Origin of the sequence: Pseudomonas sp. 5C2 (assembly GCF_034314155.1) — a bacterium.
GTDB lineage: Bacteria > Pseudomonadota > Gammaproteobacteria > Pseudomonadales > Pseudomonadaceae > Aquipseudomonas.
The window spans coordinates 1437208-1453065 of record NZ_JAVIWH010000003.1 but is presented as its reverse complement, the minus strand read 5'-3'; the positions used below and the strand labels follow the sequence as shown (position 1 = coordinate 1453065).

Genomic DNA, 15858 nt, shown 5'->3' with positions numbered 1-15858 from the left:
GTGCGGCCCTCTTCGCAACGATGTCCGCCCATGCGCAGGAAAAACCGGCTGATTTCGCTAGTCAGGTACCGTTGACCTTGAGCGGTAATGGCCCGTGGTATCGCCTTGAACTACCGCTGGCGGTACAACTGGGTGCGCGTCAGGCCGGTCTGGGTGACGTTCGCGTTTTCAACGCTGAGGGCCAGGCACTGGCGTACTCACTGACCCATAGCGACGTTCAGCGCCGGGAAAACCAGACGCCGATCCCGGTTAAGTGGTTTGCCCTCTATGACGCCGCCGATGCCAGTGATGCAGTGCCTACGATTCGGGTCGAGCGCACCGCCAGCGGCACGCTGGTTGAAGTGCAACCACAAGGCGAAATCGAAGCCGGCGAAGAAGTACTGCGCGGTTGGCTGCTCGACACCAGCGAGATCAAGGCCCCGCTGGAGCAGTTGATTCTTGACTGGAACACCGAACGGGAAGGTTTTCAGCGCTTCAGTATCGAGGCCAGTAACGATCTGCAGCACTGGCAATCCTGGGGCGAGGGCCAGGTTGCACGACTGTCGTTTGCCGATGAAGTGATCGAGCAACGCGAAGTCACTCTACCCGGCCAACCGGCGCGCTACCTGCGTTTGCTGTGGAACACCCCGAACTCCGCACCGACACTGACCTCCGCGCAATTGATCAGCGCCAGCCCCGACCACCTGCCGCAGCCTTTGGTCTGGTCACAACCGCTGGCGGGCAGCACCGTCAAACCGGGCGAATACAGCTGGCAATTGCCCATTGATCTAGCCGTGGAGCGCGTAAAGGTCGACATCAGCCAGGCCAACAGTCTGGCACCGGCCACCCTGTCGGCGCGCCTCGACAGCAACGCCCCGTGGCAAATCGTGGGCGGCGGCTTGTTGTATCGACTGACACAGAATGGTCAGGACGTGCTGCAGGATGAGTTACAGCTGGCTGGCCGTACCGTGCAGCAATTCAAGCTCGATGTGGATGAGCGTGGCGGCGGTCTGGGCACTGCGGCCCCACAACTGCGTTTCGCAGTCCGCGCCACGCAACTGGTGTTCCTGGCCAAAGGTGCAGGGCCGTATACTCTCGCCATTGGTAACACGGCGGCGCGGGCGGCAGACTTGCCGCTGTCCACGCTGATCCCCGATTATCAACCGCAGGTGCTCGCATCACTGGGCATTGCGCAACCGGCGGCCTCACCCGTGGTCATCGCACGCACGCCAACACCGGCCGTGAAAGGCACGGACTGGAAGCGCACCGGTTTATGGGCAGTGTTGTTGCTGGGCGTCGTTTTCCTTGGCTGGATGGCAGTGAGCCTGTTGCGCACGCCCTCGGCAAAATCTTGAGCAGGGTCACCTGCTTGTTGCCGTTTTGAGGCTACTCTCAACCGACATGTGAACTCTATGGGCCAGAACCCGGTCTGACTGGAGTATTACGTGTCCACTCGCGCTAAACTGTGCGGGTTTTTATCCCCCACTTCGGAGCTCTCCATGTCCCGCGTTACCCTAAGTCGCTATTTGATTGAGCAGACCCGCAGCAACAACACTCCTGCCGATCTGCGCTTCCTTATCGAAGTGGTAGCACGCGCATGCAAGGAAATCAGCCACGCCGTCTCCAAAGGCGCGCTGGGCGGTGTGCTCGGCAGCATGAACACTGAAAACGTACAGGGCGAAGTGCAGAAAAAGCTCGACGTGATCTCCAACGACATTCTGCTCGAAGCCAACGAATGGGGCGGTCACCTGGCCGGCATGGCGTCCGAAGAAATGGACAATGCCTACCAGATTCCCGGCAAGTACCCAAAAGGCGCGTACCTGCTGGTATTCGACCCATTGGACGGTTCCTCGAACATTGACGTCAACGTGTCGGTCGGCACCATCTTCTCGGTGCTGCGTTGCCCGAGCGGTCACCTGAGCCAGAACGACAACCTGAGCGAGAAAGCTTTCCTGCAACCGGGCACCCAGCAAGTTGCTGCCGGTTACGCGATCTACGGCCCGCAAACCATGTTGGTCCTGACCCTGGGCGACGGCGTCAAAGGCTTCACCCTCGATCGCGAGCTGGGCAGCTTCGTGCTGACCCACGAAGACATGCGGATCCCTGAGACCACCCAGGAATTTGCCATCAACATGTCCAACGCGCGTCACTGGGAAGCTCCGGTCAAACGCTACGTCGACGAACTGCTGGCTGGCGAAGACGGCCCGCTGAAAAAGAACTACAACATGCGCTGGATCGCAGCCATGGTTGCCGACGTGCATCGCATCCTGACCCGTGGCGGCATGTTCATGTACCCACGTGACAGCCGTGACCCGTCCAAGCCAGGCAAGCTACGCCTGATGTACGAAGCCAACCCGATGTCGTTCATCGTAGAACAGGCGGGCGGCATGTCCACCGACGGCCATCAGCGCATCCTCGACATCCAGCCTGAAGGCCTGCACCAGCGTGTCGCGGTCTTCCTGGGTTCCAAGGAAGAAGTCGAGCGCGCCACGTCCTATCACAACGTCTAAGCCATGTACGCGCCCTGGCATCCGCTGCTTGAATGGTGGTTCGGTTCAGCCGAATCACCAACCAACGTGGTAAAGGCCAAGGGCCCGCTTTGGTTCGGCAAGAAGAAAAGCCAGGACAGCTATGCGCGCGAGCGTTTCGCTGTACAGGTCGAACACGCATTGGCGGGAGGGCTGTCCGAATGGGCCGAATCCCCTCAAGGCTGGCTTGCACTGGTACTGCTCCTCGATCAACTCCCGCGCATGATTTATCGCGATACGCCCAAGGCGTTTGCAGGCGATCAACGCGCCCAGGCATTGGTCGAACACGGCCTGAAACTGGGCCGCGACCAGCATTTGCTGCCGATCCAGCGATCATTCATCTACCTGGTGCTGGAACACAGTGAAGACCTGGAGATGCAGGATCAAGCCGTTGCCCACTTTACCGAACTGTTCCACCAGCAATCGGCCACGGATCATGACGTCTTCGCCGACCAACTTGATTACGCCAAAAAGCATCAAAGGGTCATTGCCCGTTTCTCGCGTTTCCCCCACCGCAATCAAATCCTTGGACGTACATCAACAGCTGAAGAACGGGTGTTTTTGAAAGAGCCTGGGTCGCGATTTTAAGCGAGATATAAATCCCTGCCGCCCACGGGAACCAGATCGCGTATTTCTCTTCTAACCTATTGGCAATTCGCCAGCGTCCTACACGCTGTAGCGCCGCCCCCTACTGTTCAGGAGCTTCACTCATGTCTCTGCGTACCCTCGCGTTGTTGTCGTTTTGTGTGCTGTTGGCTGCGTGCAGTAAAGTCACTCAGGAAAATTATTCGAAAATCTCCTCAGGGATGCCCAAGGCCGAAGTCGAAAAGCTGCTGGGCAGCCCGACTGATTGCTCCGGCGCGCTGGGCATGTCTAGCTGCACATGGGGCGATCAGAAGACCTTTATCAGCGTGCAATACGCAGGCGACAAGGTGCTGATGTTTTCCGGCCAGGGCCTGAAGTAAGCCTGAAAGGAGAGCCTTATGCGTTTATGGATAGGGATGCTGGCGGGTCTATTGCTGGCAGGGTGCGCCAACTCCTCGAGCGAGCTGATCGAACCCAAGACGGTCGATCATGTTGACCTCAAGCGTTACCAGGGGACCTGGTATGAGTTGGCGCGGATGCCGATGTTTTTCCAACGCAATTGTGCGAAGTCCGAAGCCCATTACATCCTTGAAGACGATGGCAACGTGGGCGTGACCAACCGCTGTCGGACACTTGAGGGTAAGTGGGAAGAAGTGCACGGCACAGCGTCGCCGCAAGTCCCTGATAAAACCGACAAGCTCTGGGTGGAGTTCGATACCTGGTTTTCCCGGTTGCTACCGGGCGTCGCCAAGGGTGGTTACTGGGTGCTGTATGTCAGCGATGACTACAAAACTGCGGTGGTAGGTAACCCGAACCGCAAATACCTGTGGCTACTGTCGCGCAACACGCGGGTGTCCGATGCAACGCGCGAGGAGCTGCTGGCCAAAGCACGTCAGCAGGGTTACGACACCAGTAAGCTGATCTGGCGCGTGGATGATTCGAAAATCGCCAAACCTGTCGGAAAATAGACCGTATGAACCGCTTCGCGGATAAATCAGCTCCCGCAGAAAACTGAGCCGGGGGAGCAGATTTATTCGCGAAGGCGACATGTCAGGCGCATAAGATCCGCCTGACTATCCCAGCAATTCCCGCAATACCTGGGCAAACGCCCTGCTGCTTTCTTCCTCGCCCGCATGACGCCCAGCTCGCACTACCCAGCGACCATTGACCATCACATCGCGGATCTGCCGATCGCCCCCAGCGAACAGCCAACGATTGAGAATCGCGTCGCCACTGGCCGTCGCCAGATAGGGATCGTTGCCATCCAACACCAGCCAGTCCGCGCGCTGCCCCACCTGGAGCGAGCCAATCGCCTGCCCCAAGGCCTGCGCCCCGCCACCAAGCGCCGCATCGTACAAGGTTCGCCCAACCATTGGCTGATCGCTGCGATGCAACCGATTACGTCGCTGATCACGCAGACGCTGGCCATATTCCAGCCAACGCAATTCTTCGACCACGCTCAGTGACACATGGCTGTCCGAACCGATCCCCCAGCGTCCACCCTGCGCGATGAAGTCCACCGCAGGGAAGATTCCGTCGCCAAGATTTGCTTCGGTGGTCAGGCACAAACCGGCCACTGCGCGACTTTCAGCCATCAGCGCAACTTCATCGGGGTCGGCATGGGTGGCATGTACCAGGCACCAACGTGAGTCCACAGCGACATTTTCGTACAGCCATTGCAGCGGACGAAGCCCGCTCCAGCTCAGGCAGTCTTCGACTTCTTTCTGCTGCTCGGCGATATGAATGTGCGCTGGACACTGCTTGTCGCTGGCGGCCAACACGTCACGGATCTGTTGCGGAGTGACGGCGCGCAACGAGTGGAAACACAGACCCAATGCCTGCGCGGGCTGCCGAGCCAGAATCGGGCCCAAGCGCGCCTGTAGATCCAGATAACTGTCGGTGCTGTGGATAAAGCGACGCTGCCCCTCGTCAGGCGCCTGGCCACCGAAACCGGAATGGCTGTACAGCACCGGCAGCAGGGTCAGGCCAATGCCCGCGAAGCTGGCAGCCTGGCTGATTTGCAGGGCCAACTCAGCGGGGTCGGCGTAGGGTTTGCCGGACGTGTCCTGGTGCACGTAATGGAATTCAGCGACCGAGGTAAAACCGCCCTTGAGCATTTCAATGTACAGCTGGCGAGCAATGACGCCGAGCTGTTCCGGGCTGATCTTCCCGACCAGACGGTACATCAGGTCGCGCCAGGTCCAGAAACTGTCGTTCGGGTTACCTGCCACTTCGGCCAAACCGGCCATGGCGCGCTGAAAGGCATGCGAATGCAGATTAGGCATACCCGGCAACAACGGCCCCTTGATAAACTCGGCACCCTGCGCATCGGTATCGACCTGGACACCGGTGAGCAGGCCATCGGCGCTGACGTCGAAACGAACATTGTTGGCCCAACCACTGGGCAATAATGCGCGCTCGGCAAAGAAGGCGGACATGGCTCTACACTCCATCGTGTTTATTTGTATATACATATACAGACGTTTGCCTGCTCGGTAAACTCCAGCAAGCTTGTCGTCGGTCGGATCAATGGTTAGCTTGAGCGCATCTGCGCCATGGACCCACTTCCCGAATCATCACCCATCGAACAAGGATTTCACTGTGCCGACTCCGCCTGCCGTCTCTTCGCTGGCTGCCCAAATGGGCGACAGTCCGGCGCCTCTGTACGCCCGCGTCAAGCATATGATCGCCCAGCAGATCCAGAACGGAACCTGGGCGCCACATCATCGCGTGCCGTCAGAAAGCGAACTGGTGACCCAGCTGGGCTTCAGCCGCATGACCATCAACCGGGCCTTGCGCGAACTGACCGCCGAAGGGTTATTGGTGCGCATGCAGGGCGTGGGCACTTTCGTCGCCGAGCCCAAGAGCCAGTCGGCGCTGTTCGAAGTGCACAACATTGCCGATGAGATCGCCTCGCGAGGCCATCGTCACACCTGCAAGGTCATCATCCTCAATGAAGAGGCCGCAGGCTCCGAGCGCGCCCTGGCACTGGACATGCGTGAAGGTCAGCGGGTGTTTCATTCGCTGATCGTGCACTTCGAAAACGATATTCCCGTGCAAATCGAAGACCGCTTCGTCAACGCTCTGGTCGCGCCCGACTACCTCAAGCAGGACTTCACCCTGCAAACGCCCTACGCCTACCTGTCGCAAGTCGCACCGCTGACCGAGGGCGAGCACGTGGTCGAAGCGATTCTGGCCGAACCGCTGGAATGCAAACTGCTGCAAATAGAACCTGGCGAGCCCTGCCTGCTGATTCGCCGCCGGACCTGGTCCGGGCGCCAGCCAGTGACAGCCGCGCGCCTTATCCACCCAGGCTCCAGGCATCGACTGGAAGGACGTTTCAGCAAATGAGTCAGCTCACTGTTTTGCGCGCAGCCAGCTACCCGCGCATGCCGTGGAAAAATGGCGGGGGCAGTACGGAGGAAATCACTCGCGATGCGGGTGTTGGCCTCGACGGCTTCGGCTGGCGCCTGTCGATTGCCGACATCGCCGAGTCGGGCGGTTTCTCTACCTTCGCCGGCTATCAGCGAATCATTACCGTGCTCCAAGGCGCGGGCATGACTCTGCACGTGGACGGTCAAACGACTCGGCCCCTGCTGCCATTGGACCCCTTCGCTTTCAGCGGCGAAAGCCAGGTGGCCTGCACGCTGCTCGGTGGCGCCATTCGTGATTTCAACCTGATCTATGCGCCGGATCGTTACACCGCTCGCTTGCAATGGATCGACAGCAAGCAGCGGTTTTTTACCTCGGCAGGCACCGTGCTGGTCTTCAGCGTGGCTGAGGGCTTGAGGGTCAGCGTAGGGACCACCACCGAAACGCTCGGCAAACATGACTGCCTGCAACTGAACGGTAACCGTGAACTGCTGGAAATCTCCGTCAGCGGTTCGTGCTGTTTGATTGAACTGACTGCGATCTGATTCGAAACGGCGTTGCCTTCTTCACGAAAGGGCCGACGCGACTCATGTCGCCCTCCCCCTAGCAGCCGAATCGGCTGTAGCGCCGCCTTTTTCGGCCATCCCCGCTGGGCAACCCAGCCAGGTCAGCAAGAATTACAACGATGTCGGGCACAAGATGGACGCATAACCAACCCTTGGATGCGCGCTCCATGCAAACCACCAACAGCGTCTTGATGATCCGCCCGGCGCGGTTCGCCTTCAACCCGGACACCGCCATCAACAACCGCTTTCAGCGGGCGCCGCGCGACCCTGAACAGGCACAGCATAAAGCGCTGGAAGAGTTCAACGGTTATGTCGAGACCTTGCGTCAATACGGTGTCGACGTGCTGGTGGTGCAAGACACGCCAGCGCCGCATACTCCGGATTCGATCTTCCCGAACAACTGGTGGAGTAGCCATGCCGACGGCAGTCTCGTGCTCTACCCCATGGAAGGCCAGAATCGACGTCTGGAGCGGCAAAAAGGGGTATTGAAAGCACTCGACCAGCATTACGCCATTCGCGAAACCATCGACTTCAGCCCGCTGGAGCAGCAGAACATTTTCCTTGAGGGCACCGGCAGCATGGTGCTTGATCGCGAACATCGAATTAGCTATGCCTGCCATTCTGGACGAACACACGCGGATGCCCTGCGCCAATTTGCCGAGCGCCTGAACTACACGTTGTGCCTGTTCCATGCCGTCGACCGCCATCAATCACCTATCTATCACAGCAACGTGATGATGAGTGTCGGCCGCCACCTTTCGGTGGTCTGCCTGCAAGCACTGCCCAACCTCAAAGAACGCACAGCGCTGCAAAACTCCCTGCATGACACCGGCAAAGAGATCCTCACGTTGAACTGGGATCAGTTGGAGTCCTTCGCCGGCAACATGCTTGAACTGCACGACAAGAACGGTCAAGCGTTGCTGGTAATGTCCCGCAGTGCCTGGCGATCGCTCGAACCCGCCCAGCAACAGCACATCGAACGACACACCCAGCCAGTGGTGGTGAACATCGACCATATCGAAAGCATTGGTGGCGGCAGCGCTCGCTGCATGCTCGCCGAAATTCATCTGCCTACACTGATAGCCCAAAAAAACGCGCCTGATCCTTGCCCTCCTACCACACAGCGGCGTGTAGGCGAGGTCCTCAGGTCATACAGACGCTGGCTGAGGAAGGTCGTACCATAGTGATGGTCACCCGAACAGCGAACGACTTACGCAGTTTCTGTCCAGCCGATTGAAGTGAAAAAACCAATGGTTACGAAGGATAACGAACCTCCTGGCACAGCCCCCCTGGATCGCATCGATGAAGCCATTCTCGACGTCTTGCGGCATAACGGACGGATCACCTACGAGAAGCTTTCATCGCTGGTTCATCTGACCCCCAGGCCTTGTCTGGAACGGGTACGCAAGCTTGAAAGGCGCGGTGTGATTCGTGGCTATAGCGCCATCATCGATGTCAAAGCCGTTTCGCCGGGCCTGTCACTGCTGGTGCTGGTTGCCCTGTCCAATCAGAGCGGGCGGGCCGCCCAGAAAGCCTTCGAAGCGTGCGTCAAAGCATGCTCGCATGTGTTCGAATGCCAACTCATCAGCGGTCCGTTCGACTACAGCTTGCGCATGCGCTGCAGAGACATGGAGCACTACCGGGTACTCACCGAAACCTGGCTGAACAACGACGAACTGCACATCGACAAACTGGTCGCCCACCCAGAGCTGGCTGACGTGAAAAACACCGCCAGTCACTACGATTAGTCATCGCCGCTGCGTTGCAATGGAGGACACAAGGTCCTCCATTGCAACGCAGCGGCGAGAACACGGTGCAAACGCTACGACTGACCTGTAGAGCCCCTCTCTCCAAACCGTTTCTCCTCGCGCACCCTCCTCTCGCAAACTGTTACCAAACGCCCCAATACCGCGCAAAACTACCTCGTCACAACAGGCCCACGTCCTGACCAAAAAAATCTCATCTTTTTTGGTATCCGCCCAGCCCTTCTATTTCGAGGCTCACAGCGGGTTTAAAGATTTATTGCCGACCCGCAAAGCGAGTTGGTCTTCCGATTGCATATGCTTGTATGTACAAGTAAAGATGTGTGCGTAAGAGAGAGCCGGTAACCACCCCAACCCCGATGCACATGCCTTGCCCCATTTACTTGCTAAACCTGTTTCGTCTGTTTCGAGATGCTCGACACAGGCCGGCTTGCCCACTGCCTGGGCTGGTTTGGATTGATCGCTGAGGAGTTTTTTCGTGACTGAGAATACCCAACACTGGACCCCGGAAACCTGGACCAAGCACCGTGACGTCGAAGTCCGCGCTGCCCGTGGCACCAAACTGACGGCTAAAAGCTGGATGACCGAAGCACCGCTGCGGATGTTGATGAACAACCTCGACCCCGAAGTCGCCGAAAACCCGAAAGAACTGGTGGTTTACGGTGGCATCGGTCGCGCCGCGCGCAACTGGGAGTGCTACGACAAGATCGTCGAAAGCCTGACCAACCTGAATGACGACGAAACCCTGCTGATTCAATCCGGCAAACCGGTCGGCGTGTTCAAGACCCACAGCAACGCCCCACGCGTCCTGATCGCCAACTCCAACCTGGTGCCGCACTGGGCCAGCTGGGAACACTTCAATGAACTGGATGCCAAGGGCCTGGCCATGTACGGCCAGATGACCGCCGGCAGCTGGATCTACATCGGCAGCCAAGGCATCGTTCAAGGCACCTATGAAACCTTCGTCGAAGCCGGTCGCCAGCACTACAACGACAACCTGACAGGTCGCTGGGTACTGACTGCAGGGCTGGGCGGCATGGGTGGCGCTCAACCACTGGCAGCGACGCTGGCTGGTGCCTGCTCGCTGAACATCGAATGCCAGCAGATCAGCATCGATTTTCGCCTCAAAACCCGCTACGTCGACGAGCAGGCTACTGACCTCGACGACGCACTGGCACGCATCGCCAAATACACCGCCGAAGGCAAGGCGATCTCCATCGCCCTGTGCGGTAACGCCGCTGAAATCCTCCCGGAAATGGTCCGTCGCGGTGTGCGTCCCGACATGGTCACTGACCAGACCAGCGCCCACGATCCACTCAACGGCTACCTTCCAATAGGCTGGACCTGGGACGAATACCGCGCTCGCGCCAAGACCGAGCCAGCGGCCGTCGTGAAGGCTGCCAAGCAATCCATGGCCGTTCACGTCAACGCCATGCTGGACTTCCAGAAAATGGGCGTGCCGACCTTCGATTACGGCAACAACATCCGTCAGATGGCTCAAGAAGAAGGCGTAGAAAACGCATTCGACTTCCCAGGTTTCGTACCGGCCTATATCCGTCCGCTGTTCTGCCGTGGCATCGGTCCGTTCCGTTGGGCTGCGCTGTCGGGCGATCCGCAAGACATCTACAAGACTGACGCCAAGGTCAAGGAACTGATCCCGGACGATGCCCACCTGCACAACTGGCTGGAAATGGCCCGTGAGCGCATCGCCTTCCAGGGTCTGCCGGCACGTATCTGCTGGGTCGGGCTGGGCCAGCGCGCCAAGCTTGGTCTGGCGTTCAACGAAATGGTCCGCAGCGGCGAGCTATCGGCACCGATCGTTATTGGCCGTGACCACCTGGACTCAGGCTCGGTCGCCAGCCCGAACCGTGAAACCGAATCCATGCAGGATGGCTCCGATGCCGTGTCTGACTGGCCATTGCTCAATGCCTTGCTCAACACCGCCAGCGGCGCGACCTGGGTGTCCTTGCACCACGGCGGCGGCGTCGGCATGGGCTTCTCTCAGCATTCGGGCATGGTGATTGTTTGCGACGGCACCGATGAAGCAGCCGAACGCATCGCCCGCGTACTGCACAACGACCCGGCCACCGGCGTCATGCGCCACGCGGATGCGGGCTATCAGATCGCTATCGACTGTGCCAAAGAACAGGGCCTGAACCTGCCAATGGTTAACCGCTGATCGCATAAACCTGTGGGGGCAGGCGTGCAACTAAGCGTCCAGCTGCGAAGGCGTCTGGCCTGATACACCGAGCCGCCCCATTCGCAGGCAAGCCGGCTCCTACAGAGTTCTTCGCATTCCCCCATAGAAGGTGGTCGCATGGCTGTTCCAAATGATCGTGTTGCAAACAAATCAATGATCGAAAGGCGTTCGATCGATTACATCCCCGACGGGGAAAGACATGGTCGTCTGTTCAGTCAATTTACGCTGTGGTTGGGTGCCAACCTGCAAATCACTGCGATTGTCACCGGGGCATTGGCCGTGGTGCTGGGCGGTGATGTGTTCTGGTCGTTGATTGGCTTGCTGGTCGGGCAACTGCTGGGCGGCGGGGTTATGGCGTTGCACGCGGCGCAAGGTCCGAAACTGGGCTTGCCACAAATGATCTCCAGCCGCGTGCAGTTCGGCGTATATGGCGCGGTGATCCCGCTGGTGTTGGTGTGCCTGATGTACATCGGTTTCTCGGCCAGTGGTTCGTTACTGGCGGGACAGGCGCTGGCGCAGTTGCTTCATGTGCAGGACTGGCAAGGCATCGTTATCTTCGCGGGGTTGATCGTGGTGGCGACCATCTTCGGTTACCGGGCCATTCACGCGATTGGCCGCGTGGCGAGCGTGATTGGGGTGATCGCGTTCATCTACCTGTTTGGCGCCTTGCTGGAAGGCAATGATGTTGGCGCGCTGCTGGGCAACAAGCACTTCTCATTGAGCAGCTTTCTGTTGGCGATTTCGCTGTCGGCCTCCTGGCAGATCGCGTTCGGCCCGTACGTGGCGGACTACTCAAGGTACTTGCCGCGCAGCATATCGGCAGTCAAAACGTTCTGGGCAGTCGGCCTGGGTTCGATCATTGGTGCACAAGCATCGATGGTGTTCGGTGTGTTCGCAGCCGCATTGGCGGGTAAGCAATTCGCCCACCACGAGGTGTCGTTCATCGTCAGCCTCGGCGGCACTGGCGTTGTCGCAGCCCTGCTGTATTTTAGCGTGGCATTCGGCAAAGTCACCATCACGACCCTCAACGCCTACGGCAGCTTCATGTCGATCGCAACCATCGTCAGTGGCTTTCGTGGCAACCGGCATATCTCCAGTGGTCTGCGACTGACGTACATCTTCGCCATGGTCGGCGTAGCAACGTTGCTGGCCTTGCTGGGCAAGGACTCGTTCCTCAAGGACTTTTCGGCGTTTATCCTGTTCCTGCTGGCGTTTTTCACGCCATGGAGCGCGATCAACCTGGTGGACTTCTACTGCGTTACCAAAGAGCGCTACGACATCCCGGCGCTGTCGAACCCGGATGGCCGCTATGGTCGCTGGAACTGGATCGGTATCAGCGTCTATGTCTTGGGCGTATTGATTCAAATGCCGTTCATTTCCACCCACTTCTACACCGGCCCCTTGGTCGAGCCCCTGGGCGATACCGATATATCCTGGATCATTGGTCTGGTGGTGCCTGCCGTCGCGTACTACCTGATCGCCAAAAAATGGCACAGCGCAATTCCAGATCGCCTGATTTTGCCGGTAGACAACGACACGACCGAAGGAATGCCATCGGATTTGCGATCCCAGGCCGCACTGAACTGACGGTCGCCAATGCACTCGTTAGTGGGAGAGACCGTGAAAACTGAAGCGCGGCGATCCTCAAGAACAATGAATACCTACAGCCGATGTTCGCGAACTTATTGTGAACACCGCCTTTCCAAGATAGCCGATGCACACGCCCACAAGGCCCAGCCGACAAGCGTTGGCTTCAAGCAGCCGGCATTAATCAACACCCACAAGGGAGTATGAATGTGACTGAGTTAAACCTGACCCCCGGCCAACTGTCCCTGGCGCAATTGCGAGCGATTTACCACCACCCGGTAACCCTTCGCCTGCATGAAAGTGCCTCGCAACAAATTGAAAACAGCGTGGCCTGCGTCGAGCAGATTCTCGCCGAGAACCGTACCGCCTACGGTATCAACACGGGGTTCGGTCTTTTGGCATCGACGCGCATTGCCAGCGAAGACTTGGAAAACCTCCAGCGCTCGCTGGTGCTGTCCCACGCAGCCGGGATCGGTCAGCCGATCAGCGATGAACTGGTGCGCCTGATCATGGTGCTCAAGGTCAACAGCCTGAGCCGTGGTTTTTCGGGTATTCGCCGTCAGGTGATCGACGCCTTGATCGCGCTGATCAATGCCGAGGTTTACCCTCACATTCCGCTCAAAGGCTCGGTCGGCGCGTCCGGTGACCTCGCGCCATTGGCGCACATGTCCCTGGTATTGCTCGGCGAAGGCAAAGCCCGTCACAAAGGCGAATGGCTGCAAGCGACTGACGCCCTGGCCATTGCTGGTCTGAAACCCCTGACCCTGGCGGCCAAGGAAGGCCTGGCGCTGCTCAACGGCACTCAGGTCTCCACTGCGTTTGCCCTGCGCGGCCTGTTCGAAGGCGAAGACCTGTTCGCCGCCGCGCTGTCCTGTGGCTCGCTGACGGTCGAAGCCGTGCTGGGTTCGCGCGCACCGTTCGATGCCCGGATTCATACCGCTCGCGGTCAACGCGGACAAATCGACGCCGCTGCCTGCTACCGCGACCTGCTGGGTGAAAGCAGCCAGATCTCTAACTCCCACATCGACTGCGACAAGGTTCAAGACCCGTACTCGCTGCGCTGCCAGCCACAAGTCATGGGCGCATGCCTGACCCAGCTGCGTCAGGCCGCTGAAGTGCTGGCCGTCGAATCCAATGCCGTTTCCGACAACCCGCTGGTGTTCGCCGCTGAAGGCGAAGTGATCTCGGGCGGTAACTTCCACGCTGAACCGGTCGCCATGGCGGCGGATAACCTGGCCCTCGCCCTGGCGGAAATCGGTGCCCTCAGCGAGCGTCGCATCTCGTTGATGATGGACAAGCACATGTCGCAATTGCCACCGTTCCTGGTGGCCAATGGCGGCGTGAACTCCGGTTTCATGATCGCGCAAGTGACTGCAGCCGCGTTGGCCAGCGAGAACAAGGCGTTGGCCCACCCGCACAGCGTCGACAGCATCCCGACCTCTGCCAACCAGGAAGACCATGTGTCCATGGCTCCTGCTGCCGGCAAGCGTCTGTGGGAAATGGCTGAGAACGTTCGGGGCATTCTCGCCGTAGAATGGCTGGCGGCCTGTCAGGGTCTGGATTTCCGCGATGGCTTGAAAACCTCGCCAAAACTCGAACAAGCCCGCGCCGCTCTGCGCAGCAAAGTGCCGTTCTACGATAAGGACCGTTTCTTCGCACCGGACATCGAAGCCGCCTGCCAATTGCTGGCATCCAACTGCTTGAACACGCTGGTGCCCGCCAATCTGTTGCCAAGCCTGTAAATCACTGCCGAACCTGGACCGGTTCGTTATGGGAGAAGTGCTGCGAACCCGGAGGCCAGGATTCGCAGCACTTCTCGCCATACAACAAAAATAAGGGATGCGATATGAAGCCACACCCAACCGGCCTGAAGCGTGGACTCCCCGCTCGGCACATTCGATTCATGGCCCTTGGCTCAGCTATCGGCACCGGCTTGTTCTACGGTTCCGCGTCGGCGATCCAGATGGCGGGGCCGGCCGTGTTGCTGGCCTATCTGATCGGTGGCGCAGCGGTGTTCATGGTCATGCGTGCCCTTGGCGAAATGGCCGTGCATAACCCTGTGTCTGGCTCGTTCGGCCAATACGCCAGCACGTATCTCGGGCCCATGGCAGGCTTTGTCCTGGGCTGGACCTACGCCTTTGAAATGATCATCGTCTGCCTCGCCGACGTGACCGCATTCGGTATTTATATGGGGTTCTGGTTTCCCGATGTGCCGCGCTGGATCTGGGTGCTGAGCATCGTATTCCTGATCGGCGCGCTCAATCTGTGCAGCGTCAAAGTCTTCGGTGAAACAGAGTTCTGGCTGTCCCTGCTCAAGGTCAGCGCCATCGTCGCAATGATCCTCGGCGGCCTGGGCATCATGCTGTTTGGCATCAGCTCGTCCGGCGTTTCTACTCCTGAAACGGTCGCAGGCATCAGTAATCTCTGGGCCCATGGCGGCTTCATGCCCAACGGGATCGGCGGCCTGATCGCTTCGTTCGCGGTGGTGATGTTCGCCTTCGGCGGCATCGAAATCATCGGCATCACGGCCGGTGAAGCCAAAGACCCACAGCACGTGATCCCCCGTGCGATCAATGCCGTGCCATTGCGCATTCTGTTGTTCTACGTGCTGACGTTGTTCGTGCTGATGTCGATCTACCCTTGGCCACAGATCGGCACCCAAGGCAGTCCATTCGTGCAGATTTTCGACAAACTGGGCATTTCCTCGGCCGCGACCATTCTCAATATCGTGGTGATTTCAGCTGCGGTATCGGCGATCAACAGCGACATTTTCGGTGCCGGACGCATGATGTATGGCCTCGCCGAGCAAGGCCAGGCGCCGAAAAGCTTTGCCCGACTGTCGCGCCAGGGTGTGCCATGGATGAGCGTGCTGGTCATGGGTGCATCCCTGCTTGGCGGCGTGGTTCTCAACTATGTGATCCCGGAAAACGTGTTCCTCGTGATAGCGTCCATCGCGACGTTCGCCACGGTCTGGGTCTGGCTGATGATCCTGTTTACGCAGGTCGCCATGCGTCGTTCAATGGACAGCAAAGAGGTCGCGCAACTGAAATTCCCGGTGCCGTTCTGGCCCTATGCCCCGGCGGCGGCGATCATGTTCATGCTGTTCATATTTGGCGTGCTGGGTTATTTCCCGGACAGCCGGGCGGCACTGATCGTCGGTGCGATATGGATCGTGCTGCTGGTGATTGCCTACCGGATCTGGGTCAAACCGGGCACACCAAAGGCGCGATTAGTGTCTGAACCTTCTCTTTTCTCACCTCACTGACCTCGGAGGCCGC

13 protein-coding genes and 1 pseudogene are annotated in these 15858 nt (G+C 58.9%); 13 read left to right on the top strand and 1 reads right to left on the bottom strand.

Features of this window, described 5'->3' with window-relative positions:
• Positions 1-20 precede the first annotated feature (20 nt).
• The 5 genes from RGU44_RS21505 to RGU44_RS21485 all read left to right on the top strand — a co-directional run bounded on the left by RGU44_RS21505 (position 21) and on the right by RGU44_RS21485 (position 4060).
• Positions 21-1334 carry a DUF3999 domain-containing protein gene (locus RGU44_RS21505; protein ID WP_322278487.1) on the top strand — a complete coding sequence of 438 codons (1314 nt, stop codon included), beginning with the start codon at positions 21-23 and terminating at the stop codon, positions 1332-1334.
• A 144-nt stretch (positions 1335-1478) separates the two neighbouring features.
• Positions 1479-2489 carry a class 1 fructose-bisphosphatase gene (locus RGU44_RS21500; protein ID WP_322177423.1) on the top strand — a complete coding sequence of 337 codons (1011 nt, stop codon included), beginning with the start codon at positions 1479-1481 and terminating at the stop codon, positions 2487-2489.
• A gap of 3 nt (positions 2490-2492) precedes the next feature.
• Positions 2493-3095 (top strand): DUF924 family protein, encoded by a 603-nt coding sequence (locus RGU44_RS21495; RefSeq protein ID WP_322277891.1) that lies wholly within the window; start codon positions 2493-2495, stop codon positions 3093-3095.
• Between the two features lie 122 nt (positions 3096-3217).
• Positions 3218-3472 (top strand): hypothetical protein, encoded by a 255-nt coding sequence (locus tag RGU44_RS21490; protein WP_322177421.1) that lies wholly within the window; start codon positions 3218-3220, stop codon positions 3470-3472.
• Positions 3473-3490: 18 nt separating this feature from the next.
• Positions 3491-4060, top strand: coding sequence for a lipocalin family protein (locus RGU44_RS21485; protein WP_322277889.1), 570 nt, complete (start codon positions 3491-3493; stop codon positions 4058-4060).
• Between the two features lie 105 nt (positions 4061-4165).
• On the opposite strand, the gene RGU44_RS21480 is transcribed toward RGU44_RS21485, so the two are convergent.
• Positions 4166-5530, bottom strand: a complete 1365-nt coding sequence (locus RGU44_RS21480) for a formimidoylglutamate deiminase (protein WP_322177419.1) — start codon at positions 5528-5530, stop codon at positions 4166-4168.
• Positions 5531-5732: 202 nt separating this feature from the next.
• Here RGU44_RS21480 and hutC point away from each other — a divergent pair, with 202 nt between their 5' ends.
• The 8 genes and pseudogenes from hutC to RGU44_RS21440 all read left to right on the top strand — a co-directional run bounded on the left by hutC (position 5733) and on the right by RGU44_RS21440 (position 15845).
• Positions 5733-6443, top strand: a complete 711-nt coding sequence (gene hutC, locus RGU44_RS21475) for a histidine utilization repressor (RefSeq protein WP_322182988.1) — start codon at positions 5733-5735, stop codon at positions 6441-6443.
• Positions 6440-7009, top strand: coding sequence for a HutD family protein (locus tag RGU44_RS21470; RefSeq protein ID WP_322177418.1), 570 nt, complete (start codon positions 6440-6442; stop codon positions 7007-7009). Before hutC ends, RGU44_RS21470 begins: the two co-directional genes overlap by 4 nt.
• Positions 7010-7197: 188 nt before the next feature.
• Positions 7198-8103: pseudogene (gene ctlX / locus RGU44_RS21465) on the top strand (citrulline utilization hydrolase CtlX); the annotation flags it as partial.
• Between the two features lie 177 nt (positions 8104-8280).
• On the top strand, positions 8281-8778 hold the full coding sequence (locus tag RGU44_RS21460; protein WP_322177417.1) for an Lrp/AsnC family transcriptional regulator: 498 nt from the start codon (positions 8281-8283) through the stop codon (positions 8776-8778).
• A 493-nt stretch (positions 8779-9271) separates the two neighbouring features.
• The gene (gene hutU / locus RGU44_RS21455; RefSeq protein ID WP_322177416.1) at positions 9272-10972 is read left to right on the top strand and encodes a urocanate hydratase; all 1701 of its coding nucleotides are present in this window, start codon (positions 9272-9274) and stop codon (positions 10970-10972) included.
• A 138-nt stretch (positions 10973-11110) separates the two neighbouring features.
• Positions 11111-12580, top strand: coding sequence for a cytosine permease (locus RGU44_RS21450; RefSeq protein ID WP_322177415.1), 1470 nt, complete (start codon positions 11111-11113; stop codon positions 12578-12580).
• Between the two features lie 203 nt (positions 12581-12783).
• Complete coding sequence (gene hutH, locus RGU44_RS21445) at positions 12784-14322, top strand: histidine ammonia-lyase (protein WP_322277888.1); 1539 nt, start codon at positions 12784-12786, stop codon at positions 14320-14322.
• A 104-nt stretch (positions 14323-14426) separates the two neighbouring features.
• Complete coding sequence (locus RGU44_RS21440) at positions 14427-15845, top strand: amino acid permease (protein WP_322277887.1); 1419 nt, start codon at positions 14427-14429, stop codon at positions 15843-15845.
• Positions 15846-15858 lie beyond the last annotated feature (13 nt).